Genomic DNA, 24,476 nt, shown 5'->3' with positions numbered 1-24,476 from the left:
GCGGCGGTTCAGGATCAGGGCAGCGTCTCGATGAGCGTCTCCATTCATCCTATGTCGCTGGTCGACCCGAAGGCGCAGCTCGGCGCGGGCGTGACGATCGGGCCGTTCTGCCAGGTCGGCCCCGATGTCGTGCTCGGCGAGGGCGTCGAGCTCGTCAGCCATGCGGTCGTGGCCGGCCGGACCACGATCGGCCCGCGCACACGAATCTTTCCCTTCGCGTCGATCGGCCATCCGCCGCAGGACGTGAAGTATCGTGGCGAGCCCTCGACGCTGTCGATCGGGGCGGATTGCCAGATCCGCGAGGGGGTCACCATGAATCCGGGCACGGAGGGCGGCGGCATGATCACCAGTGTTGGTGATCGCTGCTTTTTCCTGGCCAATTCGCATGTCGGCCATGACAGCCGCCTCGGCAACAACATCATCTTCTCGAACAATGTGATGTGCGCCGGCCATGTCACGATCGGGAACTACGTCATCGTCGGCGGCGGAGCCGGCCTGCAGCAGTTCATCCGTATCGGCGACCATGCCTTCATCGGCGGCGGAGCCGGCGTGCTGAGCGATGTCATTCCGTTCGGGACCATTCGTGACAACCCCGCGCATCTGGTCGGGCTCAATCTCATCGGCCTCAAGCGGCGCGGCTTCACGCGCGAGCAGATCCACGAACTGCGCCGTGCCTATCGTTTGCTCTTCGCAGCCGAGGGAACCCTGACCGAGCGTGTTGAGGATGTCGCGGCCGAGTTCAGCGAGGATCCTCTGGTCCACGAGATCCTGAATTTCATCAGGGAAGGCGGCGACAAGGCGCTCTGCACGCCGCGGGACGCCACCGTCGCGGAGCGGTGAACACCGACCGTCCGGCCGATGCAGCCGCCCCGCGCGGCCCGCTCGCGATGATCGTGGGGAGCGGCGACTATCCGCTCCAGCTCGCCCGCATCGTAACGGACAAGGGCGAGCGCCCCTATATCGCGGCGCTGGATGGGGCGGCCGATCCCGCCGCTTTCGGTGACGGCGCGGATATCAGGACATATCGCCTGGGCCAGCTCGGCAGCCTGCTCGAAGAGCTGCGCCGGCGCAGCATCGCCGATATCGTGATGCTGGGCGCCCTGCCGCGGCCGAGCTTCGGCTCGTTGCGCCCCGAGGTCTCGACGCTGAAATACATGCCGCATTTCGCCAAGGCCTTTCTGGGCGGCGACGATCATCTGCTGCGCGGCGTCGTCCGCTTCTTCGAGATGCAAGGCTTTCGCGTCCACGGGCCGGCCGAGATCGCTCCCGAGATGACCGCGCCGCGCGGGGCGCTTGGCCGCCGGCGCGTCTCGCCGGAGCAGCGTGCCGAGCTTGAACGCGGCTTCGCCCTGCTCGCCACGCTGTCCCCCTTCGATGTCGGGCAGGCGGCGATCCTGGCCGATCATCGTGTCGTCGCGATCGAGGCTGCCGAAGGCACGGATGCGATGATCCGGCGGGTCGCCGATCTCGTCGCGCGCGGGCGCCTCAAGATCGGCAAGGGCGACGGCTTCCTCGTGAAGGTTCCGAAGACGGGGCAGGACCTGCGCGTCGACATGCCTGCCATCGGGCCGGATACCCTGCGCAATATTGCCGAGGCCGGGCTCTCCGGCATCGGTGTCCGGGCCGGCGAGGTCCTGGTCGGCGACCGTGCTGCGCTCGGCCGGCAGGCAGACGAGCTCGGCCTCTTCGTCGAGGGCTTTGCCTGATGCGGCCGTTCCGCTTGGGCGTCATCGCCGGCGAGGCGTCGGGCGATGCCCTGGCCCTGCGCTTCCTCGCCGCGCTGCGCGAGCGATTGGGTGATCGCCCGATCGAGCTTTGCGGCGTGGGCGATCACGGCCTGCCCGAGGCCGGGCTCAGGCCGCTCTTTCCCCAGGCCGATATCGCGGTGATGGGCTTCGGCCCGGTGATCGCGCGCCTGCCCTTGCTGCTGCGGCGGATGGAGGATGCGGCACGCGGCATCGCCGCTTTCGAGCCCGATCTGCTGTTGACGATCGACAGCCCGGATTTCTGCCTGCGCGTCGCGAAGAAGGTGAGGGCGCGGGCGCCTTCCATCCCGATCGTGCACTGGGTCTGCCCCAGCGTCTGGGCCTGGCGTTCCGGCCGCGCAAGGCGGATGGCGCCTCATGTCGATCGCATCCTTGCCCTGCTGCCCTTCGAGCCCGCTGCGCTCGCCCGCTTGCACGGTCCCGAGACGATCTATGTCGGCCACCCGCTGATGGAGCGGCTCGACGAGATGCGCCCGGATGCGGATGAGCAGCGTCGTCGCGACGACGCGGAGCGGCCGCTGGTGCTCGTCCTTCCCGGCAGCCGGCGTTCCGAGATCCACCATCTGATGCCGGTCTTCGGCGAGGCAGTGGCGAAGGTTGCGGCAGCGGTGCCCGGTGCCCGCTTCGTCTTGCCGGCCGTGCCGCGGCTCCAGCCGATAATCGCCGATGCGGCAGCGCGCTGGCCGGTCGGGCCCGAGATCGTGACTGGCGACGCGGCCAAGCTGGCGGCATTTCGCGGGGCCCGCGCGGCGCTGGCGGCATCCGGAACGGTGACGCTGGAGCTTGCCTTGTCGCAGATCCCGACGGTCGCAGCCTATCGCGGGGCTAATTGGGAGGCGTTTCTGGCGCGCCGCCTTGTCAAGCTGCCGAGCGTGATACTGCCCAACCTGATCCTCGGTCGCAGCATCGTTCCGGAATTCATCCAGGAGGAGGCGACGGCGGAGGCGTTGAGCAGCCATCTCCTCGCCGCCATGGCCGAGGGCGACAAGCGCCAGGAACAGCTCGACGGCTTCATCGAGGTCGAGACCATCATGCGCTCCGCCGGCCCAAGCCCGGCGGCGAACGCGGTCGCGGCGGCGCTGGCAATCTTGCCGTCCGAGCAGGCGGGCTGACAGAAGCGCGCACGGCGCCTCCTGTCATGGTCGGGCTTGTCCCGACCATCCACGTCTTCATCCAGGCTATCCGGCGTTCAAGACGTGGATGCCCGCCACAAGGGCGGGCATGACGGCGTTGGAATGATGGCGCGGCTCCCTGGACAATCAGCGACCCCGGAGAGATCACGGCCAACTCACCACGAAAAAAGGCGCGAGGCTTTCGCCGCGCGCCTTTCCGGATAGCCGATATCCCTGCGATCAGCGGCGGCCGATCGGCGGGTAGTCGCGCTGTGCCGAGCCGGTATAGAGCTGGCGCGGGCGGCCGATCTTCTGGGACGGGTCCTCGATCATTTCCTTCCACTGCGCGATCCAGCCGACCGTGCGGGCAACCGCGAAGAGCACCGTGAACATCGAGGTCGGGAAGCCCATCGCCTTGAGGGTGATGCCCGAATAGAAGTCGATGTTCGGATAGAGCTTCTTCTCGATGAAGTACTCGTCCGACAGCGCGATACGCTCCAGCTCGACCGCGACGTCGAGCAGCGGGTCGTCCTTGATCCCGAGCTCGTTCAGCACCTCATGCGTGGTCTTCTGCATGATCTTCGCGCGCGGATCGTAGTTCTTGTAGACCCGGTGGCCGAAGCCCATCAGGCGGAACGGATCGTTCTTGTCCTTCGCCTTGGCGATGTATTTCGGGATGTTGTCGACCGAGCCGATCTCCTCGAGCATCTTGAGCGCGGCTTCGTTGGCGCCGCCATGGGCGGGCCCCCACAGGCAGGCCGTGCCGGCCGCGATGCAGGCGAAGGGATTGGCGCCCGAGGAACCGGCGAGGCGCACCGTCGAGGTCGAGGCGTTCTGCTCATGGTCGGCGTGCAGGATGAAGATGCGGTCGAGCGCGCGCGACAGCACCGGGTTGACCTTGTATTCCTCGGCCGGCACCGCGAAGCACATCCGCAGGAAGTTCGAGGTGTAGTCCAGCGAGTTCAGCGGATACACGAAGGGCTGGCCGATCGTGTACTTGTAGGCCATCGCGGCGAGCGTCGGCACCTTCGCGATCATGCGCATCGAAGCGATCATGCGCTGATGCGGGTCCGAGATGTCGGTCGAGTCGTGATAGAAGGCCGACATCGCACCGATCGAGGCGACCATCACCGCCATCGGATGCGCGTCGCGGCGGAAGCCCTGGAAGAAGCGGGCCATCTGCTCGTGCACCATGGTGTGGCGCGTGATGCGATAGTCGAAATCGGCCTTCTGGGCGGCCGTCGGCAGCTCGCCCTCGAGCAGCAGGTAGCAGGTCTCGAGGAAGTCGCCGTGCTCGGCGAGCTGCTCGATCGGGTAGCCGCGATAGAGCAGCACGCCCTTGTCGCCGTCGATATAGGTGATCTGCGACTCGCAGCTCGCCGTCGAGGTGAAGCCGGGATCGTAGGTGAACATGCCCGTCTGGGCGTAAAGCTTGGCGATGTCGATGACGGCGGGGCCGACCGACCCCTCCTTGATCGCCATGTCGACGGTCTTGTCGCCGACCTGGAGCTGGCTGGTATTTCCGCTCATCGATACCGATCCTTTCAAGGCTCGCTGCTGTTCAGCCCCGGTTTCGCCTCTCCGCGCTTGCGCGCCGGGCATCTCTCATCCGAAGGCCGCGATATGACGAACACATGTCGGAAGGAGAAGGGAGAAGTCGGTCCATGTGACTGATTTACAAGCAATATTCGTGCCTCGCCACGTTGCCGCGGTGCAATGCACATGCGCGTCACTAGACCATTTGCGCAGCGCATTCAACCGAGCCAAAAGGCGGTTGGAACCGCGCTGGGCTCATATCTGCGCGAGCATCAGTGCCGTCGCCTTTCGCAAGGCGGCGGTCGGTCCATGGGATCGGGAGTTGGCAGGCTTTTCGGGCAGGCCAAAACCTGGATCGGAGCCGTTCAAGCCGTCTGGTCGGCGAGCCGCGCCAGCGTCTCTTCACGACCCAGAACGGCCATGACGTCGAAGAGGCCCGGCGACATCGCCCGGCCGGTCAGCGCTGCGCGCAGCGGCTGCGCGGCCTGGCCGAGCTTGAGCCCGCTTTCCTCGACATAGGCGCGCACCGCCGCTTCGAGCGGCGCAGGCGTCCAGTCGCCGACGGCAGCGAGCTTTTCCGCGATCTTCGGCAGGCGCTGGCGCGCGGCTTCGTCGAGCAGGCCCTTGGCCTTGTCGTCGAGCTGCAGCGGGCGCTGGGCATAGAGATAGAAGGCGCTGTCGAGCAGTTCGATCAGCGTCTTGGCGCGCTCCTTGAGGCCGGGCATGGCGGCAAGGAACTTCGCTTCCAGCTCCGGTGAGAGCGTCGGCCCAAGTCCACGCGCCGGTCCGATCTCCGGCAGGATGACCTTGAGCGCAGCGAGCAGCTCCACATCATCGGACTGGCGCATGTAGAGGCCGTTGAGGTTCTCCAGCTTGGCGTAGTCGAAGCGCGCCGGCGAACGGCCGATCGAGGAGAGATTGAAGGCGTCGATCATCTCCTGCGTCGAGAAGACCTCCTGGTCGCCATGGCTCCAGCCCAGCCGCACCAGATAGTTGCGCAGAGCCGCCGGCAGGTAGCCCATCGAGCGATAGGCATCGATGCCGAGCGCGCCATGCCGCTTCGAGAGCTTGGCACCGTCCGAGCCGTGGATCAGCGGGATATGCGACATGCTCGGCACGTCCCAGCCCAGCGCCTCGTAGATCTGGGTCTGGCGGGCGGCGTTGGTCAGGTGGTCGTCGCCGCGGATGATATGGGTGACGCCCATGTCGTGATCGTCGACGACGACGGCGAGCATATAGGTCGGCGTGCCGTCCGAGCGCAGGAGAACGAGATCGTCGAGATTCTCGTTCTGCCAGACGACGCGGCCCTGGACCTCGTCATTGACCACGGTCTCGCCGGTCTGCGGCGCCTTGAGGCGGATCACCGGCTTTGCGCCTTCCGGCGCCGTCGCCGGGTCGCGGTCGCGCCAGCGCCCGTCATAGCGCAGCGGCTTGCCCTCGGCGCGTGCCTTCTCGCGCATCTCCTCGAGCTCGGCCTGGGTCGCATAGCAGTGATAGGCCTTGCCGGCGGCAAGCATCTGCTCGGCGACCTCGCGATGCCGCGCCACGCGCTGGAACTGGTAGACAGTCTGCCCGTCCCAATCGAGGCCGAGCCATTCCAGCCCGTCAAGAATCGCGGCGATCGCCGCGTCGGTCGAGCGTTCCCGGTCGGTATCCTCGATGCGCAGCAGCATCTTGCCGCCTTGCCGGCGCGAATAGAGCCAGTTGAACAGCGCGGTCCGGGCTCCGCCGATATGCAGGAAACCGGTGGGCGAGGGCGCAAAGCGCGTGACGACGGCGTTGCTCATGGGAGGAAACTCCGGCCGGGCGGCGCAGGGCCGTCCGGGGCAAGACAGGGGATGGCGCAGGTTGAGACATGACAACCGGCGCGCGCCCTGTAACATGGCTTGGCCGGAAACGTTAAGCGGTCAAATCGCAGCGCCGGCAGGGGAGGCGGGCGATGCAGCCGGCGCCGCCGGGGCAGGGGCAATCGGGAAGCCGGCGCGGCGCGCGCGCCGATGCCTTGCCGGCTCGCCTCCATGTTCCGGCCTCGCTGGCGGCAGGCCTCCGCGCCCTGCTTCGGCAGCTTTGGCTTCAGCTCCAGCAAGGCTTCGCCCTTGAGGCCGAAAGGCGGCGTCCCTTCCTCTGGCTGCCGATCGCGATGGGCGCCGGCATCCTGCTCTATTTCGCGGCCGATCGTGAGCCGGCACTCTGGGCGCCGCTGCTCGGCCTGGCCCTGAGTGCTGCACTGGCCTTCGCCCTGCGCCTGCGCCGCTTCGCCGCGATGGCTTGCCTCGCCGCAGCCGCTGCTTTCGCCGGCTTCGCCGCCGGGGTCTGGCGCACGGCCGATATCGCCGCGCCGATGCTGGAGCGGCCGCGGATCGGCAAGCTCTCCGGCTTCATCGAGAGCGTCGAGGCCCGCGACAAGGGCGCGCGGCTCGTGCTGCTGGTGACGGATCTCGCGAATGTGCCGGCTGATCAGCGTCCGAAGCGCGTCCGCGTCAATATTCGGCAAGGCTCCGTGGCACCGGGCGACCATATCATTGCCACGGCGCGCTTGCTGCCGCCGCCGGGACCGGCGCGGGCCGGCGGCTATGATTTCGGCCGTGATGCCTTCTTCCGCGGGATCGGCGCTGTCGGCAGCATCTCCGGCAAGATCGCGCTCGCGCCCGCGCCCCATCCGATGCCGACGCGCCTTGCGATCGATGTGATGATCGACCGCGCCCGCAACGCGCTGACGAAGCGCATCGCCGAGGTCGGAGGCGGGCAGGGCGGGGCGGTCGCCGCGGCGCTCGTCACCGGCAAGCGCGGCCTGATCACCGAAGCGACGAACAACGACCTGCGCGCCGCCGGCATCTATCACATCGTCTCGATCTCGGGCCTGCACATGGTGCTCGCCGCTGGAACGATCTTCTGGCTGGTCCGGGCGCTGCTGGTCCTGTCGCAGACGGTGGCGCTGCACTGGCCGGTCAAGAAGATCGCGGCGGCAGCGGCGATGCTCGGCGCGACCGCCTATTGCATCTTTTCCGGGAGCGATGTCGCGACCGAGCGCTCGCTCATCATGACGCTGGTCATGCTCGGCGCGATCCTCGTCGACCGCGCCGCGCTCAGCATGCGCAATCTCGCGCTGGCCGCCATGATGGTGCTGCTGCGCGAGCCGGAGGCCTTGCTCGGGCCGAGCTTCCAGATGTCCTTCGGTGCGGTCGCGGCGCTGATCGCCTTCGCGGAACGCTGGGAAGGGCGAAGCCGCACCGAGCCGCCGCGCGTGTTGCCCTGGCCGCTCGGAGCCGTTTGGACGGCGGCGCTTGGCATCCTCGTCACCACCATGCTGGCCACCGCCGCGACGGCGCCCTTCGGAGCCTATCACTTCCAGACCTTCAATCCCTTCGGCCTGCTCGGCAACGCCATGGCGCTGCCCTTCGTCTCGCTCTTCGTCATGCCGGCGGCGGTGTTCGGCGTGCTCGCCTATCCGTTCGGGCTGGACTGGCCGGCCTGGGCCCTGATGGGGCTCGCCTCCGACGTCGTCCTCAAGGTGGCGCATTGGGTCGCGGCCATCGACCATTCCACCGTGACGGTGGCGGCTTTCGGCTCAGGCGTGCTGGCCTGCTTTGCGATGACGCTGTTGTGGCTGACGCTCTGGACCACGGCTTGGCGCTGGCTTGCGGCCTTGCCGCTGATCTTCGGCGTCGCGATCGCCGGAAAGCCGGAGCGGCCGGAAATCCTGATCGAGCGCGATGGCTCCGGGATGGCCGTGCGCGGTCCCGACGGGCGCCTCGCCATCGCCGGCAAGCCCAGCCGCTTCGTCCTGCAGCAATGGCTCGCCGCCGATGGCGACAGCCGCTCGCCCGACGATCCCAGCTTGCGCGCCGGCATCGCCTGCGACCGGCTGGCATGCGTTGCGCAGACCGCCGACAAGCGCACAATCTCCTATACGCGCGAGCGACTCGCCATCATCGAGGATTGCCAGCGCGCCGACCTCGTCATCACCGCCATCCCCTGGGGCGGCACCTGCAAGGCCAGGCTGGTCGAGCGCATGACGCTATCACGCGACGGCGCGACCTCGCTCTACCGGACGGCGTCGGGATGGAGCAGCCATATCGCGGAGCAGTCCGACAGTGAGCGGCCCTGGAGCCGCCGGCGCGAGCGACGCCTGACGGAGCCAGGCACGCGTCCCACCAATCAGTCGGTCACCGTACAGCCCGCACCGGCCGCCGACAACGAAGCCGAGGCCGACACCGAACGCCTTCAGTAGCGCCGCATCAGATTGACCAGCCGGCCCTGGATCTTGACCCGGTCGGGGCCGAGCACACGGGTCTCGTAGGCCGGGTTCGCCGCTTCGAGCGCGATCGAGGAGCCGCGCTTGCGCAGGCGCTTCAGCGTCGCTTCCTCGTCATCGATCAGTGCCACGACGATGTCGCCGGTATTGGCCGTGTCCTGCCTGCGGATGACGACGGTGTCGCCGTCGAGAATGCCGGCCTCGACCATCGAATCACCGCGCACTTCCAGCGCGTAATGCTCGCCGGAGCCGAGCATGTCCGGCGGCAGCGAAACGGTGTGGCTGCGGCTCTGGATCGCCGAGATCGGCGTACCCGCCGCGATGCGGCCCATCACCGGGATGGCGATGGAATGCCGGCTGTCGTCCTCGGCAGGGCGCGGCTTGGCCACGCTGGGCTGTGAGCCCAGGCCGCCCTGGACGATGGCCGGGCTGAAGCGGGGCCGTGCCTGAGGCGCGCCGAGCCCATCCGGCATCTTGATGACTTCGAGCGCACGCGCCCGGTTCGGCAGGCGGCGGATGAAGCCGCGCTCCTCCAGGGCCATGATCAGGCGGTGAATGCCGGATTTCGAGCGCAGGTCGAGCGCATCCTTCATCTCGTCGAAGGAGGGCGGCACGCCACTTTCGCGCAAGCGTTCCTGGATGAAGCGCAGGAGTTCATGTTGCTTGCGTGTCAGCATGGTCGCCGCCAGCCCCTCAATGCGCAGATTCGAAACAAAGCACGAACACCATACGCGTTCTGCTTGTGTTCCGCAAGCCGCTACCGCAAGGGCAGGATGCGGCAGGCCTCGCCTTTCTTCGCGGTAGCGGCATGGGCCGGGCGGATCGTCAGGGCCTGAGCGCGCGCCAGCGTGCCGAGCATCGAGGAATCCTGCCGGTCGAAGGGCGTCGCCACCCAGCCTTCCGGCGTCAGCGTGAGCTCCGAGCGCAGGTAATCCTCGCGCTCGTCATTGCCGGGCATGTCGCGTCCCAGAATGGCGGGGATGCTGCGGTCGCGATCGGCGTCCGCGATGCCGAGCAGCGCCTCGATCAAGGGCAGCACGAAGAGATGGCCGCAGACGATCGAGGAGACCGGATTGCCCGGCAGCCCGACCACGACCATCCGGCCGAGGCGTCCGGTCATCATCGGCTTGCCCGGCCGCATCGCGATCTTCCAGAAGCCCAGCGTCATGCCGGCCCGCGTCAGCGCTTCCTGCACGAGATCATGCGCGCCGACCGAGGCCCCGCCGAGCGTGATCAGCACATCGGCGTCGGCCTCGCCCGCCCTTGCGATCTTGCTGGCGAGATCGGCATGGTCGTCACGGGCGATGCCGAGATCGATGACAGTGCCGCCGGCCTTCTCGACCAGCGCGGCGAGCGAGAACGAGTTCGAGGCGACGATCTGGTCGCGGCCCACAGGTTCGCCCGGCGCCACCAGTTCGTCTCCGGTGGCGAGAATCGCCACCCGAGGCTTCCGCCGGACAGGCAAAGTCGGATGCCCCATCGCGGCAGCAAGGCCGAGGGCGGCGCTGTCGAGTGCGCGCCCGGCTTGAAGCAGCACGTCGCCTTCATGGAAATCGAGCCCTGCGGCGCGGAGGAACTTGCCTTTAGCTGGCGGCACGCGGACGCGGATCACCGGGCTGTCGACGCCGTCGGCATCTTCCTGCATCAGGATGGTGTCGGCGCCTTCAGGCATCGGTGCGCCCGTGAAGATGCGCACCGCCTGTCCTGGCCCGACCGCGCCCTCATAGGCCCGGCCGGCAGCGGATTCGCCGATGACAGTGAGCGAAACGCCTTCCGCCATCTCGTCGCCGCGCACGGCATAGCCATCCATGGCGGAATTGGCGAAGGGCGGTTGCGTCCTGAGGGCCTTGACCTCACCGGCCAGCACCCGCCAGGCGCATTGCGCCAGCGGCAGGGTTTCCGCCCCGGTCGGCCCCGGAATGCTGTCGAGCAGCGCCTTGCGCGCGACGGGGACCGGGGTGAGCGCCATCAGCTAGCTTTCGCCTCGTAATCGCCGGACTGGCCGCCGGACTTGTGCAGCAGGCGGATGTTCTCGATCCGCATCGCCCGGTCGACCGCCTTGACCATGTCGTAGACGGTGAGACAGGCGACGGAGACGGCGGTGAGCGCCTCCATCTCGACGCCGGTCTGACCCTTCATCTTGACTTCGGCGCGCACGCGCACGCCTGGCAAGGCCTCGTCGATCGCGAGATCGACGGCGATCTTGCTGAGCAGCAGCGGGTGGCAGAGCGGGATCAATTCATGCGTGCGCTTCGCCGCCATGATGCCGGCGAGGCGCGCGGTGCCGAGCACGTCGCCCTTCTTGGCGTTGCCGTCGCGCACGATCGCGATCGTCTCCGGCGCCATGACGACCTGGCCCTCGGCGATCGCCATGCGGGTCGTCTCGGCCTTACCGCCGACATCGACCATATGCGCCTGGCCTTGCGCGTCGAGATGGCTGAGCCGGCTCACGCCGCGACGGCCTTGCCGGTCAGCAGCGCCTGCGTCGCGGCGGTGACGTCGGCCTGCCGCATCAGGCTCTCGCCGACGAGGAAGCTGTTGACGCCGATCGGATTGAGCCGGGCGATGTCGTCATGCGTGAAGATGCCGCTCTCGCTGATGACGATCCGGTCAACCGGCACACGCGGCGCCAATCGCTCGGTCACGGCGAGATCGACATTGAAGCTGCGCAGGTCGCGGTTGTTGATGCCGAGCAGCCGGCTTTCGAGCTTGAGCGCCCGGTCGAGCTCGGCATCGTCATGGACCTCGACGAGGACATCCATGCCGAGTTCGCGCGCGGTCTCGTTCAGCGCCCTGGCGGTGGCGTCGTCGACACCGGCCATGATGACCAGGATGCAGTCGGCGCCCCAGCTGCGGGCCTCGTAGACCTGATAGGGCTCGTAGAGGAAATCCTTGCGCAGTGCCGGCAGGCCGGCAGCCTCCCGCGCTTCGGTGAGGAATTCCGGCCGCCCCTGGAAGGACGGCGCGTCGGTCAGGACGGAGAGGCAGGCAGCGCCGCCGGCCGCATAGGCGCGGGCGAGCGAAGGCGGGTCGAAATCGGCGCGGATCAGGCCCTTGGAGGGGCTCGCCTTCTTGATCTCGGCGATCAGAGCGGGCGTGCCCTGAGCGAGCTTGTTTGCGAGCGCGTCAGCAAAGCCGCGCGGCTTGCTGGCCGCACGTGCCCGGCGCTCGATCTCGGCCTGCGGGACCGCGGCCTTGGCTGCCGCGATCTCCTGGCGCTTATAGGCTTCGATCTTCGCGAGGATGTCGGTCATGCCGGCCTCACGCGTTCGAGGCTTTGACGAGCGCGGCGAGCGTCGCCTTGGCCTTGCCGGAATCGAGCGCGGCCGTCGCCTGGGCGAAGCCGTCCTTCAAATCCCGGGCCTTGCCGGCGACGAGCAGCGCCGCAGCCGCATTGAAGGCGGCAATGTCGCGGAAGCCGGTCTTCTCGCCGGCGAGCACGGCGTTGAGCGCCGCCGCGTTCTCCTCCGGCGTGCCGCCGCGCAGGACTTCGGGCTTTGCAGGTTCAAGGCCGACATCGGCGGGGCTGATCGAGAAGCTTTCGATCTTCCCGTTCTCCAGCGAGACGACGCGGGTCGGGCCTGTCGTGGTGATCTCGTCGAGCCCGTCCGAGCCGTGCACGGCCCAGACGCGGGTCGAGCCGAAGGAGGCGAGCACCTTGACCATCGGCTCCAGCCAGGTCTCGGAGAAGGCGCCGATGAGCTGGCGCCTGGCGCCGGCCGGGTTGGAAAGCGGGCCGAGCAGGTTGAAGATCGTGCGCGTGCCGAGCTCGGTGCGCACCGGCGCGACATGGCGCATCGAGGCATGATGCGTCGGCGCGAACATGAAGCCGACGCCGGCCTCGCGGATGCAGTGCTCGGTCGCGGCCGGATCAAGCCCGACCTTGACGCCGAGCGCGGTCAGCACGTCGGCGGCCCCGGAACGCGAGGAGGCGGCGCGGTTGCCGTGCTTGGCTACCGGCACGCCGCAGGCCGCGGTGATGATCGAGGCCAGCGTCGAGACATTGTAGGAGCCGGACGAATCGCCGCCGGTGCCGACGATGTCGATCGCCTCCGGCGGGGCCTTGACGGTGAGCATCTTGCCGCGCATCGCGCTGGCGGCGCCGGCGATCTCGTCGATCGTCTCGCCGCGAACGCGCAGCGCCATCAGGAAGGCGGCCGATTGCGCGTTGGTGACCCCGCCCGAGAGGATGGTGTCGAAGGCGTCGCGCGCTTCCTCGCGCGAGAGCGTCGCGCCGGTCGCCACCTTGGCGATGAAGGGTTTGAAATCGTCCATGGGAACTCTGCGGAATCAGGCTGAAGGGGTCAGGGCGGAGGCTTCGCGTTCGCTCTGCCACCGCTCCGCGAGGTCGAGGAAATTCCGCAGGATCGTCGCGCCATGCTCGGAAGCGATGCTCTCCGGATGGAACTGGACGCCGTGGACCGGCAGCTCCCGGTGCGAGAGCGCCATGATCAGGCCGTCATCGCTCTCCGCCTCGATCTCGAAGACATCGGGGCAGGAGGCTCGCTCGACCACGAGCGAGTGATAGCGTGTCGCCTGCAGCGGTCCGTTGATGCCGCGGAACAGCCCGCGCGCCCGGTGGCGGATCGGCGAGACCTTGCCGTGCATCGGTAGCGGCGCACGCACGACCTGGCCGCCGAAGGCCTGTCCCATCGCCTGCAAGCCGAGGCAGACGCCGAAGATCGGCTTCTTGCCCGCGCCTTCGCGGATCAGGTTCAGGCAGATTCCGGCTTCATTGGGCGTGCAGGGGCCTGGCGAGAGCACGATCGCGTCGTGGTCGCCGGCAAGCGCCTCGTCGACGGTGAGCGCATCGTTACGCCAGACATCGACCTCGGCGCCGAGCCCACCGATGAGGTGGACCAGGTTCCAGGTGAAGCTGTCGTAGTTGTCGATCAACAGAACGCGCATGGCCGGACCCGTGAATACGGCTTGAGGTCATGCACGTTCGGGGGCGGGGTGGTCAAGTTTCGCGCGGCCGAATGACCGGGCGATTCCTCCTCACCCCCGCGCGCTGCGCGGCATGCCCGCCGTGCGCGGCTGCGCCAGTCCCGGCGCGGTCTCGACGCCGAGCGTCGGCAGGGCGAGCGTCCGCTGCCCTCTGAAATCGACATGGCAGACGATCAGCCCGCGCTCCTCGATATAGCTGAGCACGCGGCGCGCGCGGCTCGGCGAAGCGCTGCCATAGATCTCCGCGAGCTCGGCATCGCTGGGGCAGGGCCGGCCCTCGATGGCGGTACGGGCGATGAAGAGGAAGAGCCCCTGCAGGTCTTCCGGCAACGTGCCGGACGCTGCCACAGCCGCCTGCCAGCCATCGCTCGTCGCGATGCTGTCGCTGACGCCGGCCCGCGCCACGGCGAGCCTGCGGCGGAACTCTTCGAGGCTGAGTTGCGTGCGGCCGAGCCGGCGCATCCGGCAACGTACGGTGAAGTCCTGGTAGAGCACCGCGACCTGGCGCGAGCGCGCCTCGGGATCGGCCATCAGCTCACGCAGGATCTCGACCATGATCGCCTCGCGCTCGGCCGGCTCCAGCTCGATCTCGGGTTCCGGCTCCGCCTGCGGGGCAGGGCGATAGTTCTCGATCCGGCGCAGCACCTCGGTCGGATCGGGCTTGGGACGTGGCGCCGGGCGCACTGGACGGGCCATCGGCAGCGGCTCGTCCTCGCCGCGCGTGAAGATCAGCTTGCCGGCATCCTCTGGCGCCTGCTCCGGCAGCGGCATCAGGCCCGGCGCGCCACCGCGATCGACCGAGGAGACCGCGCCGATCCGGATCGGCAGCGGGCGCTTCGACAGGGCGGGGCCGAGCGCGACGAACTGGCCGCGTTCGAGGTCGCGGAACATCTCGGCCTGGCGGCGGTCCATGCCGAGCAGGTCGGCTGCGCGCTGCATGTCGATATCGAGGAAGGTGCGACCCATCAGGAAGTTCGAGGCTTCCGCCGCGACGTTCTTGGCGAGCTTGGCGAGGCGCTGCGTCGCGATGACGCCGGCAAGCCCACGCTTGCGGCCACGGCACATCAGGTTGGTCATGGCGCCGAGCGAGAGCCGGCGCGCTTCGTCGGAGGCCTCGCCCGCCATCACCGGCGCGAAGAGCTGGGCTTCGTCGACCACGATCAGCATCGGGAACCAGAGCGAGCGGTCGACATCGAAGAGCCCGCCGAGGAAGGCGGCGGTGGCGCGCAACTGCTCGTCGGCTTCGAGGTTTTCGAGATTGAGCACCACCGAGACGCGGTGCTGACGCACGCGCAAGGCAACGCGCTGCAATTCGGCCTCGCCGCATTCGGCATCGACCACGACATGGCCGAACTGGTCGGCGAGCGAGACGAAATCGCCCTCGGGATCGATGATCGCCTGCTGCACCAAAGGCGCGCTCTGCTCCAGCAGGCGGCGCAGGAGATGCGACTTGCCCGAGCCGGAGTTGCCCTGCACCAGCAGGCGCGTCGCCAGCAACTCGGCGAGATCGATCAGACCGGGCTCGCCGGTCCTTGTCGTTCCCATCTCGATTGCGGTGGTCATGCGGGCGGTGAGTCGTCGTGTTGGATCGGGCGCGGAGATGCGGCCGGCGCTTCTAGCACGGCCTTTCCTTCGCTGGACGCAGGGCTGCCCTGCCTTCCACAGGCAATCGGCTTCAGCGCGGGCAGCGCAGGGCGCGTTCCTGCCGGACGATGTCGGCAATCACCCGGTGGTCATTGGCCGAGAGCGGCAGGTCCTCGACATCGTCATATTGGCAGCCGGCATTGCCGAAGGCCGCGATGGCGCGTTTCGTCCGGAAGCAATAGCCCTGCGCTTTGTAGATCTCGTTGCGCGCCGTCCACAGGTCGGCGCAAGCCTGCGGGTTGGCGAGCGCCGGCACCGCCATCCCGCCGGCAAGCAGGGCGGTCGCGAGAAGCGAAAGGCAAAAGCTGCGCATGGGGCCGTCTCTCCGTCGATTGAGTCGGGAGCTTTGCGGAGCGGGTTGGCGAAGGCAACCTGGGAATGCCGGCGTGTGAGGGCTTGGGCTGACACATGCCCTGCCGTCACGGCTCCTTCATCTCCAGGCAGGTCAGGACCTCGACATAGCTCGGAGGCCCGCCGAAACTGGCACTTTCGACACAGGCCGTCCGGGCGCCCGGCTGGAACTGGTTCCAACGTGCGGTGAGCGCGGCGCGGGCGCGTTCCTCATCGCCCTGGCAGGCTCTGGCGGGGCGGCCGATATCGATGCCCGATTTGCCGACATCGCGGCAGGACGCGGCGATGTCGAAGCGCGGGGGCGAATCCGCCACCTGAATGATCGCAGGAGATGTGGTGGAGAGAGACAGAAGGACGAGACCGGCGGCAAGCATGGCTGCCACTCCAAAAAGGACGCCCTGTCGGTCAACGCGAAGCCGCCGCCGAAGTTCCGGATGAAGGCGCTATTCGGCCGGCGAAGGTCCCTGCCGTTTGCTGACCGTGATATCGCGGGCCGAACGCGCCTCGATATCGACGATGGCGACGTCCGGCCGGTCGATGGCCGGGAAACTGCGCGCCTCCGTCGCCCGATGGACGAAGACCAGGCTGGCCAGCGCCGGATGCCCGGCGAGTCGCGAATGCGCCAGCGCAGGCTCCATGGCGCCCGGCAGGACCAGATGGACGCTGCGCCCGCCCTCGATGCAAGCCTCCAGGTCGCCGAGGCTGAACAGGCCGAGCGGCAGGAGCTCCAGGCCGCTCAGCATCGCCATGCCCGGCCCGCTCGCCAGCGCGGCGAGGTCGCCGCCGACCAGCGTCGTCACGATGCGCGACGAGACGGTGGGCTTCAGCGCCCGCGAGATATCCAGCGCCTTGCCGAGCAGTTCGCGTTCCGGCAGTGCGATCGGCCCTTGCAGCGACAGGCCGTCGGCGATCTGCAGCGCCGGCCGCTCCATCATCTGCGGCAGGGGATGCAGCGTCGGGCTGGCCATCAGCATGTCGAGGGGGGCGACGCCATCGGGAACATCCGGCCCGAAACCGCCGACGAAGCGCGTGCCGAAGGCCCGCATCGCGAGGTTGCGCAACGTCAGCAGCGGCCGCAAGGGCCCGACCCGGCTGACGCCGACCGCCATCACCGCGCCGGATGCCTCGATCAGCGCCAGCAATTCGAGCTCGTTGCCGTGCAGCGGCAGCATCAAGGGCGAAAGCCCCGCACGCAGGCTCGCCAGGATCGAGATGATCGCCTCGGGCCCGAGCGGCGCCAGGATCGCGACGCTCGCGCCCGGCGTGCCCTTGTTGATGGCGAGCAGGCGCGCCAGCCGGTCGATGCGCTCGTCGAGGTCCAGGAAATTGATCGAGCCGGGCTTCACGTCGCTCCAGCCGCGCCGGCCCGGCGGATCGCGCAGGGCCGCATCATAGCCGCGGGTCCGGGTCAGGGCCGCGAGCAGGGTGTCGAGATCGAGACCGTCGAGCAAGGCGGAGGCTTCGTCCTGGTCTGCCCGCATCGACAAACCCTAGTTCGCCGGAGCCGGTGCGGCCGGGAGGCGCGCCAGCGTTTCGTTGGAGAGGAAATAGGCCGGCTGGCGCCCCGCGAGCACGACGCCACGCGCCAGCGCGATCCAGCTATCGGGCAGGTAATACAGCGGCACGACGTAGAAGCCCGAGATCAGCAGCCGGTCGAGCGCCCGCACCGCCGCGACGAAATCCTCGCGCTCGCGAGCTCCGAGCAGGGCCCGCAGCACAGCGTCGACGGCGGGCGATTTCACGCCGGCATAATTCAGCGCGCCGTTGCGGGCGGCATTGGCCGAGCCCCAGCGCCCGATCTGCTCGTTGCCGGGCGAGGCCGAGGCCGGCCAGGTCCACTGGATCATGTCGAAATCGAAGGTCGACAGCCGCCGCCAGTACTGCACGTCGTCGATCAATCGCACGGACACCGCTATGCCGAGCCGGGCGAGCGACTGTGCGTAATTGAGCGCGAGCCGCTCTTGAGGCCGGCTGGTGACGGTGATCTCGAAGGCGAAGGGCTCGTCCTTGCCGTTGCGCAGCACGCCCTCGCGCAGGACGTAGCCGGCGGTCTTGAGCAGATCGAGCGCCTTGCGCGCCTGCTCGCGATCGCGGCCCGAGCCGTCGGTTTCGGCGGGCCTCCAGCTGCCGGCGAGAATGTCCTCGCGCACCGCACCCGGAAAACCGGCGAGCAGGACCTTCTCCCGTTCGTCGGCGGGCACGCCGAGTGCCGAGAGATCCGAATCGGAGAAGAAGCTGCCGGCCCGGCGATAGACGCCATGGAACAGGTTGCGGTTGACCCATTCGAAGTCGAACAGCAGGCCCAGCGCCTCGCGCACCCGGACATCGGCGAAGATCGGCCGGCGCGTGTTGAAGACCAGGCCGGTCATGCCCTTGGGCGTGTCGAAATGCAGGGTTTCCTGCCGGATGCGCCCGTCATGCACGGCCGGCACGTCATAGCCGGTCATCCAGCGCGTCGGATCGCCCTCGAGGCGCACATCATAGAGCCCGGCCTTGAACGCCTCGAACAGCGCATTCGAATCCCGGTAGAAATCGTAGCGGATCTCGTCGGCATTATAGAGCCCGCGCGTCACCGGATGGTCCTCGGCCCAGAAATCCTTGCGCCGTCTCAGCGTGAGCGATTCGCCGGGCCGGACCTCCTCGACGCTATAGGCGCCGGAGCCGAGTGCCGGCTTGAAGCTGGTTTCACCGAAGGTTTCGGCGTTGGTCGCATGCTTCGCGAAGATCGGCATCGCGCCGATGACCAGCGGCAATTCGCGATTGGAGCCGTCGCCGAGCTCGAATTCGACGCGCCGGGGCGAGGGCGCCGAGACCTTGGTCACGCGGCCGAGGCTGGAGCGATGGAAGGGCTTGCCCTTCGTCTTCAGCATCTCGAAGGTGAAGATCACGTCCTCGGCGGTGACCGGTTTGCCGTCGGAAAACCGGGCCCGCTCGTCGATCTCGAAGGCGAGCCGGGTACGGTCCGCGTCGAGCGACACCCCCGAGGCAAGCAGGCCGTACGCCGTGAAGGGCTCGTCTGCCGAGCGGTAGAGCAGGCTCTGCTGGACGTATTTCGGCACGGCATCGGGCGCGACGCCGAGGACGACGAGCGGATTGAGGCTGTCGAAGGTCCCCTGGATGCCGAGAACGATGCGCCCGCCCTTCGGAGCCTTGGGGTCGGCATAGGGCAAGTGCGCGAAGCCGGGCGGCAGGGCCGGCTGACCATGCATCGCGATGGCGTGCCGCAGCGGGGCCGAATCGGCCAGCGCGCCGCCGCCGCGCGCCAGGGCGGCGAACGGGGCCAAAGCCAGCATAAGGTTGACCCCGCGGCGGTTCATCGCCTGGGGCAATCGAAGAAATTCCATCACACGACCTGATTCCCTGCGCAAGAATAGCATGGGCACAGCATGGTCACGCAGCTATTCGGGCTGGAATCCTTGGTGCGAACTCGCTAAAGGCGAGGGCAGGGTGTCATTCAAACGCCTCAATCGGCCTTGATGTGCACGGCTTGCGATGGCCGGCGCCCCATGCGATTGGGCCATCAGCGGTGACGCGCGCGGCTTGCGAAGTCGTGATCCCGAATTCGCTTGATAAGGAAAGACAAGGAATGTCCGCTTCGTATCGCCTGTCATCATCTGCTCTGGGCCTCGTGCTCAGCGCGGCCATCGGCTTCGCGCCCGTCGCGGCCTTCGCCCAGGCTCCGGCGCAGCGCCCGGCTCCGTCCCGTCCGGCTGCCCCGGCCCAGCAGCCTGCCGCTCCGGCCCAGCCCGGCGCCGCCGCGGCCACCGGCCCGACCGTCGTCCAGGTCAAGCCCGAGCCCTCGCAGACGAGCTGGACCAAGGTCTGCGGCAAGGACCAGGGCGCCAACAAGGAAATCTGCTACACCACGCGCGACTTCGTCTCGGATCAGGGGCAGCCGGTGCTGGCCGTCGCGATCTATGACGTCAAGGGCGACGCCAACAAGATCGTGCGCTTCCTGATGCCGCTCGGCCTACTGCTGCAGCCCGGCATCCGATTCGGCGTCGACAGCGCCCAGCCGACCGGCGGCCGTTACGCCATCTGCTTCCCGAATGGCTGCTTCGCCGAGGCGCAGGTCAAGGACGACTTCATCAACGCGATGAAGAAGGGCACCAACCTGAACGTCAGCGTCCAGAACCAGGGCGCTCGCGAGCTGACCTTCACCATCCCGCTCGCCGATTTCGCCAAGGGCTTCGATGGCGCGGCGATCGACCCCAAGGTGCTCGAGGAGCAGCAGAAGCAGTTGCAGGACGAACTCGGCAAGCGCCAGGAAGAGCTGCGCCAGCGCCTCGGCGCCGGCGGCGCTGCCGCTCCGGGTGCTGCCCCGGCCCCCGGCGCCGCGCCTGCCGTGCCCGCGACCCCGCCGAAGCCCTGAGCCACGACGTACCGCCTGAAACAGAAAAGGCCGGTCCCTCGCGGGGCCGGCCTTTTTCTTGGGGCGCTGGAGTCTGTGGACAGTTGCCGGGTGGTTTTGGTCAGCCCTTTGTCATTCCGGTTTCGCACATGCGGCGCGCCCCGGGATGACAACCGTGGGTTACGAAAGGCAGCCGGCCTCAGTTCAAATCGGCACGGTCCAGCTTGTAGCGGCCCTTGCGATCCCGCCGGAAGAACTCCCTGGCGCGGGGATGGCGCACGGGCTCGCCGGAATCGTCGTCGACGAGATTCTGCTCGGAGACATAGGCGACGTATTCCGCCTCCTGGTTCTCGGCGAAGAGATGGTAGAAGGGCTGGTCCTTCGATGGGCGCATGGCCTCCGGGATCGCCATCCACCACTCCTCGGTATTCGAGAAGACCGGGTCGACGTCGAAGATCACGCCGCGGAACGGGTAGATGCGGTGCTTCACCACCTGCCCGATCCTGAACTTGGCCGAACGCGCTTCCATGACTGATCCATCGTGAGCCGGCCGATGCGCCGCCGGCTGGAGGTTGTTAGGGGTTATGGGACAGGTTTGACGCGAGCGATTTTGCGCGAATGCCAGGAGTTCGAGGACGCAAGCCTTCCGGCTTGCTACGAAGAACGACACAGCAGTCGCGCAAAAGCGCCGCGCCCTGTGGGTGAGGTGAAAACGACGGAGCTGCAGCGTCGCACCGCTTGCCGATACCAGCGGTATCGGCTGCGCGATGCTCCTCCCATCTCCGGCGTTTTGACCTCATCAAACCTGTCCCATAACCCCTAACAACCTCTAGGTCTTGCCGCCTTGCGCAAGCAATGCGTCGTAAATGCGTCGAAATCAATCGATCGGGACCGTTTGTCCCATCACATTCCGTAGCGCTCAGCCAGATCGGGATCGCGCGCAGCGACCTGCCGGGCAAGGTCGACGATCACCTTCGCCTGTTTCCAGGTGGCGTCGTCCTGCATCTTGCCGTCGATCATCACGGCGCCTGAGCCGTCCGGCATCGCCTCCAGGATGCGCTTGGCGAAGGCGACTTCCGTGGGGTCCGGGCTGAAGACGCGCTTGGCGATGGCGATCTGCGAGGGATGCAGCGTCCAGGCGCCGGCGCAGCCGAGCAGGAAGGCGTTGCGGAACTGCGCCTCGCAGGCGGCTTCGTCACTGAAGTCGCCGAAGGGGCCGTAAAACGGCTTGATCCCGGCCGCGGCGCAGGCATCGACCATCTTGGCCAGCGTATAGTGCCAGAGGTCCTGCTGTGCGACGGCCCGCGATCCGCCATCGGGGGAGGGGTCGGCGATCACCTTGTATTCGGGGTGCCCGCCGCCGACGCGTGTCGTCTTCATCGCGCGCGAGGCGGCGAGGTCGGCGGGGCCGAGGCTCATGCCGTGCATGCGCGGCGAGGCGGTCGCGATCGCCTCGACATTCTTCACGCCCTCCGCCGTCTCCAGGATGGCGTGGATCAGGATCGGCTTGCGCAATTGGTGCCGCGCCTCGAACTGCGCCAGCAGCTGGTCGACATAGTGGATGTCCCAGGGGCCCTCGACTTTCGGCACCATCACGACGTCGAGCTTGCCGCCGATCTCGGCCATGATCGCGCTGATGTCGTCGAGAAACCACGGCGAATTCAATGCATTGACGCGGGTCCACAAGCCGGTCTTTCCGAAATCGATCGCCTTGCCCATGGCGATGAAGCCGTCGCGCGCCGCCTGCTTGGCCTCGACGGGAATCGCATCCTCGAGATTGCCGAGCACGATATCGACCTGTCCGGCGAGTTCGCCGACCTTGGCGCGGACCTTCTCCAGATGCGGCGGCACGAAATGGATCATCCGCTCGAGCCGCTGCGGCAATTCGCGGAAGGGTTCCGGCGCGCCGATCGCGAGCGGGCGGAAGAACTGGCGCGGCGTCCTGGTCGTCATCGGCGGCTCCGTTTTGCGTTGCAGCATTGTGACCCAGATCGCGACGGCCCGTCCATGATGCTTTTGGAAGCAGGCGGATAATGTGCCTAGGCTATTATTCCTTTGTCTTTTGGTAAGTATAATTTCCTAGGCATTTTATCTCGCCTTGATGAAGCCGAGCGTGGCCGGCGTTCCGGTGCCATTGCGGACGGGTAACCATCGCCGGGCTTTGTCCCGGTCGAACGGCGGTTATCCGCTATAGTGCCCGGTGTCCGACGCTGGAGGGGTCCGGCGCCGCCCTTGCAGCGAGCGACATGCGAATTTCATGACCAAGCCGGAAACCGCCGCCCCCAGCCTGCGGCTCGAAACCCTCGACGCGCTGCGCCTGCTGGCGGCCCTGGCCGTGTTGCTGTTCCATTTCGGCTTTCGGGGCCTGTCGCTCGGCGTGACCGATATCGCGCTGCCGGCCTATGAGACCGTCCTGAAATACGGCTATCTCGGCGTGCAGTTGTTCTTCGTGATCAGCGGCTTCGTGATCGCCTATTCCGCGGAAGGGCGCACGCCGCTTCAGTTCGGCATCGCCCGTTTCGCGCGGATCTATCCGACCTTCGTCCTGTGCATGACCATCACCTTCCTGGTCGTGGTGGCCTTCGGTGCTCCGCGCCTGCACGCGACGCCCGGCCAATGGGCCGCGAACCTCCTGATCAAGCCGGAGCTGATCGGGAAGCCGGCGCTCGATGGCTCCTACTGGTCGATCTTCTACGAGGTGATCTTCTACGCCTGGGTCTTCGCCTTCATGGCGGCAGGCCGGTTCAAGCGCGCGAACTACCCTGCGATCGTCGTCGGCTGGCTGCTGATCTCGGTCATCGACCGGGCGACGGTCTCCAGTGGCGTGATGCGCTACCTGCTCCTCACCGATCAGAGCGCCTTCTTCTGCGCCGGCCTCATCCTCTATGCCGCCTTCCGCGATGGCTATGATCGCAAGATACTGGGTTTGCTGGCCCTGTGCACGGCGGTCGCGATCTTCCAGTCGCTGCAGCTCGCACAGTGGAACCGGGAGAATTACCACGTCGCCTATAGCGACCTTGTCGTGGCGGCCTCCTGCATCGTGATCTTCGCGACCGTTGCCGCTTCCATCCGGTTCCCGCGCCTGCCGCTGCCCTCGCGCCTGATGCTGGCGATCGGCGGCCTGACCTATCCGCTCTACCTGCTCCACCAGCATATTGGCTACGTCGTCTTCAATCTGGCCGGCGCCGTGCTCCAGCCCCTGCCTCTGGTGATCCTCGTCACGCTGGGGCTGATCGCCTTTTCCTGGCTGATCTGGCGCTTCTTCGAGCGTGCCGCGCAGAGCTGGACGAAATCTGCGTTGACCGCGCTGGTGAACGGGGCTCTCGCCTTGCTGTCAGGGAATGGCGCGAAGCGGAAGGAAGGGATTGCCAACTGATCACGGTCAGGATTTAGGCTCTGGTCGATCGGTTGGATTGTTTCGTGCAGGAAATCTGGTCGTTCGTGGATCACCCGGCCTCATGGGCCACCCTGACGCCAGGATCGCTCGCTTCCCGATGGCCGACCTTCTCAGCATCTTCAATCTGGTCGCACCGTTCTTCGGGCTGATCCTGCTCGGCTTCGCCATCGGCCGCTACAAGCAGTTGCCGGAAGAAGGGCTGGCCTGGCTGCAGTTCTTCCTGATCTATGTCGCGCTGCCGCCGCTGTTCTACCGCCTGATCGCCGACAAGCCGCTGAGCGAGCTCGCCAACTGGAAGTTCATCGCCGGCACGACCTTCGCCACCTTCTGCGCCTTCAGCCTGTCGCTGGCGATCGGCCTGAAGGCTGCCAAGGGCGACCTGCCGCAGGCAGTGATGCAAGGCGTCGCCGGGGCCTATTCGAATATCGGCTATATGGGCCCGCCCCTGATCCTGGCAGCGCTGGGGCCGGAGGCGAGCGCGCCGGTCGTGCTGATCTTCGTCTTCGACAGCGTGCTGCTGTTCTCGCTCGTTCCCTTGCTCATGGCGGTCGCGGGCGTCGAGAAGAAAAGCCTGCTCGCGACCGCCGGCGAGGTGGCCTGGCGGGTCATCACCCATCCGTTCAACGTCGCGACGCTGGCGGGCGTGCTGGCGAGCTATCTGAAGTTCGAACTGCCGGTGGCGCTCGACCGGATGGTTTTGTGGCTGTCGCAGGCAGCCGCGCCCTGCGCGCTTTTCCTGCTCGGCGTCACCGTGGCGCTGCGTCCGATGAAGACGATGCCGGCAGGCGTCCCTGCGCTGGTCTTCATCAAGCTCCTGCTGCATCCGCTCCTGGTCTGGGTGCTGCTCTCGGCGCTCGGCGGCATCCCGACCAATTGGATCTATGCCGCAATCATCATGGCGGCGCTGCCGCCGGCCCTGAACATCTTCGTCATCTCGACGCAGTACAAGGTCGGGATCGAGCGCGCCTCGGCCTGCATCCTCGTCGGCACCATCGTGTCGATGGTCACGCTGTCGGGCTTCCTGTGGCTGGTGAAGACGGGCAGGATAGCGGCCGATCTGTTTCACTGAAGCATTTTCAAGCGAAGTGGCCGCCGGTTCGCGTGAAGAAAATGCGAT

At 67.4% G+C, this 24,476-nt stretch carries 22 protein-coding genes; 7 read left to right on the top strand and 15 right to left on the bottom strand.

Annotation, left to right across the window (positions count from 1 at the left end):
* Positions 1-30 precede the first annotated feature (30 nt).
* The 3 genes from lpxA to lpxB are packed head-to-tail and all read left to right on the top strand — an operon-like array spanning position 31 to position 2,878.
* A complete protein-coding gene (lpxA, locus tag ASE61_RS14730) occupies positions 31-840 on the top strand; it encodes an acyl-ACP--UDP-N-acetylglucosamine O-acyltransferase (protein WP_061968346.1) in 810 nt (269 codons plus the stop codon).
* The gene (locus tag ASE61_RS14725; RefSeq protein WP_061968053.1) at positions 837-1,706 is read left to right on the top strand and encodes an LpxI family protein; all 870 of its coding nucleotides are present in this window, start codon (positions 837-839) and stop codon (positions 1,704-1,706) included. Before lpxA ends, ASE61_RS14725 begins: the two co-directional genes overlap by 4 nt.
* Complete coding sequence (gene lpxB, locus ASE61_RS14720; RefSeq protein ID WP_061968051.1) at positions 1,706-2,878, top strand: lipid-A-disaccharide synthase; 1,173 nt, start codon at positions 1,706-1,708, stop codon at positions 2,876-2,878. The genes ASE61_RS14725 and lpxB overlap by 1 nt, the downstream gene beginning before the upstream one ends.
* 240 nt (positions 2,879-3,118) lie before the next feature.
* On the opposite strand, the gene gltA is transcribed toward lpxB, so the two are convergent.
* Together gltA and gltX are read right to left on the bottom strand one after the other, a co-directional pair.
* Entirely contained in the window at positions 3,119-4,408 is a 1,290-nt protein-coding gene (gene gltA, locus ASE61_RS14715) for a citrate synthase (RefSeq protein ID WP_061968050.1), read from the bottom strand.
* 371 nt (positions 4,409-4,779) lie between these two features.
* Positions 4,780-6,201 (bottom strand): glutamate--tRNA ligase, encoded by a 1,422-nt coding sequence (gltX, locus tag ASE61_RS14710; RefSeq protein WP_061968048.1) that lies wholly within the window; start codon positions 6,199-6,201, stop codon positions 4,780-4,782.
* A gap of 152 nt (positions 6,202-6,353) precedes the next feature.
* Between gltX and ASE61_RS14705 the strand changes: the two genes are divergently transcribed.
* The gene (locus ASE61_RS14705; protein ID WP_061968046.1) at positions 6,354-8,645 is read left to right on the top strand and encodes a ComEC/Rec2 family competence protein; all 2,292 of its coding nucleotides are present in this window, start codon (positions 6,354-6,356) and stop codon (positions 8,643-8,645) included.
* Here ASE61_RS14705 and lexA read toward each other — a convergent pair.
* The 11 genes from lexA to ASE61_RS14650 form a co-directional block, all read right to left on the bottom strand.
* The gene (lexA, locus tag ASE61_RS14700) at positions 8,639-9,346 is read right to left on the bottom strand and encodes a transcriptional repressor LexA (RefSeq protein ID WP_061968045.1); all 708 of its coding nucleotides are present in this window, start codon (positions 9,344-9,346) and stop codon (positions 8,639-8,641) included. The genes ASE61_RS14705 and lexA overlap by 7 nt on opposite strands.
* 80 nt (positions 9,347-9,426) lie before the next feature.
* Positions 9,427-10,638 (bottom strand): gephyrin-like molybdotransferase Glp, encoded by a 1,212-nt coding sequence (glp, locus tag ASE61_RS14695; protein WP_061968043.1) that lies wholly within the window; start codon positions 10,636-10,638, stop codon positions 9,427-9,429.
* A complete protein-coding gene (gene moaC / locus ASE61_RS14690; RefSeq protein WP_082617437.1) occupies positions 10,638-11,120 on the bottom strand; it encodes a cyclic pyranopterin monophosphate synthase MoaC in 483 nt (160 codons plus the stop codon). Before moaC ends, glp begins: the two co-directional genes overlap by 1 nt.
* Positions 11,117-11,923, bottom strand: coding sequence for an indole-3-glycerol phosphate synthase TrpC (gene trpC / locus ASE61_RS14685; protein ID WP_061968042.1), 807 nt, complete (start codon positions 11,921-11,923; stop codon positions 11,117-11,119). Before trpC ends, moaC begins: the two co-directional genes overlap by 4 nt.
* A gap of 7 nt (positions 11,924-11,930) precedes the next feature.
* Positions 11,931-12,944 (bottom strand): anthranilate phosphoribosyltransferase, encoded by a 1,014-nt coding sequence (trpD, locus tag ASE61_RS14680; protein ID WP_061968040.1) that lies wholly within the window; start codon positions 12,942-12,944, stop codon positions 11,931-11,933.
* Between the two features lie 15 nt (positions 12,945-12,959).
* Positions 12,960-13,577 carry an anthranilate synthase component II gene (locus tag ASE61_RS14675; RefSeq protein WP_061968038.1) on the bottom strand — a complete coding sequence of 206 codons (618 nt, stop codon included), beginning with the start codon at positions 13,575-13,577 and terminating at the stop codon, positions 12,960-12,962.
* Positions 13,578-13,667: 90 nt separating this feature from the next.
* Positions 13,668-15,179 (bottom strand): ATP-binding protein, encoded by a 1,512-nt coding sequence (locus tag ASE61_RS14670; RefSeq protein ID WP_061968037.1) that lies wholly within the window; start codon positions 15,177-15,179, stop codon positions 13,668-13,670.
* Between the two features lie 112 nt (positions 15,180-15,291).
* On the bottom strand, positions 15,292-15,573 hold the full coding sequence (locus ASE61_RS14665) for a YARHG domain-containing protein (protein WP_061968035.1): 282 nt from the start codon (positions 15,571-15,573) through the stop codon (positions 15,292-15,294).
* A 106-nt stretch (positions 15,574-15,679) separates the two neighbouring features.
* Complete coding sequence (locus ASE61_RS14660; protein WP_061968033.1) at positions 15,680-15,985, bottom strand: hypothetical protein; 306 nt, start codon at positions 15,983-15,985, stop codon at positions 15,680-15,682.
* A 69-nt stretch (positions 15,986-16,054) separates the two neighbouring features.
* Entirely contained in the window at positions 16,055-17,092 is a 1,038-nt protein-coding gene (locus ASE61_RS14655) for an AMP-binding protein (protein WP_156407106.1), read from the bottom strand.
* Positions 17,093-17,101: 9 nt separating this feature from the next.
* Positions 17,102-18,904, bottom strand: a complete 1,803-nt coding sequence (locus tag ASE61_RS14650) for an extracellular solute-binding protein (protein WP_244492844.1) — start codon at positions 18,902-18,904, stop codon at positions 17,102-17,104.
* A gap of 293 nt (positions 18,905-19,197) precedes the next feature.
* On the opposite strand from ASE61_RS14650, the gene ASE61_RS14645 reads away from it, so the two are divergent.
* Positions 19,198-19,983 carry an invasion associated locus B family protein gene (locus ASE61_RS14645; RefSeq protein WP_061968027.1) on the top strand — a complete coding sequence of 262 codons (786 nt, stop codon included), beginning with the start codon at positions 19,198-19,200 and terminating at the stop codon, positions 19,981-19,983.
* A gap of 178 nt (positions 19,984-20,161) precedes the next feature.
* Here ASE61_RS14645 and hspQ read toward each other — a convergent pair whose 3' ends face one another.
* Both hspQ and ASE61_RS14635 read right to left on the bottom strand, forming a co-directional pair.
* On the bottom strand, positions 20,162-20,491 hold the full coding sequence (hspQ, locus tag ASE61_RS14640) for a heat shock protein HspQ (protein WP_061968025.1): 330 nt from the start codon (positions 20,489-20,491) through the stop codon (positions 20,162-20,164).
* A 374-nt stretch (positions 20,492-20,865) separates the two neighbouring features.
* Positions 20,866-21,915 (bottom strand): HpcH/HpaI aldolase/citrate lyase family protein, encoded by a 1,050-nt coding sequence (locus tag ASE61_RS14635; protein ID WP_061968343.1) that lies wholly within the window; start codon positions 21,913-21,915, stop codon positions 20,866-20,868.
* A 304-nt stretch (positions 21,916-22,219) separates the two neighbouring features.
* On the opposite strand from ASE61_RS14635, the gene ASE61_RS14630 reads away from it, so the two are divergent.
* Together ASE61_RS14630 and ASE61_RS14625 are read left to right on the top strand one after the other, a co-directional pair.
* Positions 22,220-23,338 (top strand): acyltransferase family protein, encoded by a 1,119-nt coding sequence (locus ASE61_RS14630; RefSeq protein ID WP_082617436.1) that lies wholly within the window; start codon positions 22,220-22,222, stop codon positions 23,336-23,338.
* A 118-nt stretch (positions 23,339-23,456) separates the two neighbouring features.
* Positions 23,457-24,428, top strand: a complete 972-nt coding sequence (locus ASE61_RS14625; RefSeq protein ID WP_061968341.1) for an AEC family transporter — start codon at positions 23,457-23,459, stop codon at positions 24,426-24,428.
* Positions 24,429-24,476: the final 48 nt, after the last annotated feature.

It is taken from the genome of Allobosea sp. Root670, from assembly GCF_001429415.1.
Classification (GTDB): domain Bacteria; phylum Pseudomonadota; class Alphaproteobacteria; order Rhizobiales; family Beijerinckiaceae; genus Allobosea; species Allobosea robiniae.
This window is presented reverse-complemented; position numbering and strand designations above follow the sequence as displayed.

Excerpts from the sequence above, each read along its gene's own strand:
- lpxA (WP_061968346.1), top strand. The coding sequence starts at position 31 with ATGAGCGTCTCCATTCATCCTATGTCGCTGGTCGACCCGAAGGCGCAG.
- lpxB (WP_061968051.1), top strand. The coding sequence starts at position 1,706 with ATGCGGCCGTTCCGCTTGGGCGTCATCGCCGGCGAGGCGTCGGGCGAT.
- gltA (WP_061968050.1), bottom strand. The coding sequence starts at position 4,408 with ATGAGCGGAAATACCAGCCAGCTCCAGGTCGGCGACAAGACCGTCGAC.
- gltX (WP_061968048.1), bottom strand. The coding sequence starts at position 6,201 with ATGAGCAACGCCGTCGTCACGCGCTTTGCGCCCTCGCCCACCGGTTTC.
- ASE61_RS14705 (WP_061968046.1), top strand. The coding sequence starts at position 6,354 with ATGCAGCCGGCGCCGCCGGGGCAGGGGCAATCGGGAAGCCGGCGCGGC.
- lexA (WP_061968045.1), bottom strand. The coding sequence starts at position 9,346 with ATGCTGACACGCAAGCAACATGAACTCCTGCGCTTCATCCAGGAACGC.
- glp (WP_061968043.1), bottom strand. The coding sequence starts at position 10,638 with ATGGCGCTCACCCCGGTCCCCGTCGCGCGCAAGGCGCTGCTCGACAGC.
- trpC (WP_061968042.1), bottom strand. The coding sequence starts at position 11,923 with ATGACCGACATCCTCGCGAAGATCGAAGCCTATAAGCGCCAGGAGATC.
- trpD (WP_061968040.1), bottom strand. The coding sequence starts at position 12,944 with ATGGACGATTTCAAACCCTTCATCGCCAAGGTGGCGACCGGCGCGACG.
- ASE61_RS14675 (WP_061968038.1), bottom strand. The coding sequence starts at position 13,577 with ATGCGCGTTCTGTTGATCGACAACTACGACAGCTTCACCTGGAACCTG.
- ASE61_RS14670 (WP_061968037.1), bottom strand. The coding sequence starts at position 15,179 with ATGACCACCGCAATCGAGATGGGAACGACAAGGACCGGCGAGCCCGGT.
- ASE61_RS14665 (WP_061968035.1), bottom strand. The coding sequence starts at position 15,573 with ATGCGCAGCTTTTGCCTTTCGCTTCTCGCGACCGCCCTGCTTGCCGGC.
- ASE61_RS14660 (WP_061968033.1), bottom strand. The coding sequence starts at position 15,985 with ATGCTTGCCGCCGGTCTCGTCCTTCTGTCTCTCTCCACCACATCTCCT.
- ASE61_RS14655 (WP_156407106.1), bottom strand. The coding sequence starts at position 17,092 with ATGCGGGCAGACCAGGACGAAGCCTCCGCCTTGCTCGACGGTCTCGAT.
- ASE61_RS14650 (WP_244492844.1), bottom strand. The coding sequence starts at position 18,904 with ATGCTGGCTTTGGCCCCGTTCGCCGCCCTGGCGCGCGGCGGCGGCGCG.
- ASE61_RS14645 (WP_061968027.1), top strand. The coding sequence starts at position 19,198 with ATGTCCGCTTCGTATCGCCTGTCATCATCTGCTCTGGGCCTCGTGCTC.
- hspQ (WP_061968025.1), bottom strand. The coding sequence starts at position 20,491 with ATGGAAGCGCGTTCGGCCAAGTTCAGGATCGGGCAGGTGGTGAAGCAC.
- ASE61_RS14635 (WP_061968343.1), bottom strand. The coding sequence starts at position 21,915 with ATGACGACCAGGACGCCGCGCCAGTTCTTCCGCCCGCTCGCGATCGGC.
- ASE61_RS14630 (WP_082617436.1), top strand. The coding sequence starts at position 22,220 with ATGACCAAGCCGGAAACCGCCGCCCCCAGCCTGCGGCTCGAAACCCTC.
- ASE61_RS14625 (WP_061968341.1), top strand. The coding sequence starts at position 23,457 with ATGGCCGACCTTCTCAGCATCTTCAATCTGGTCGCACCGTTCTTCGGG.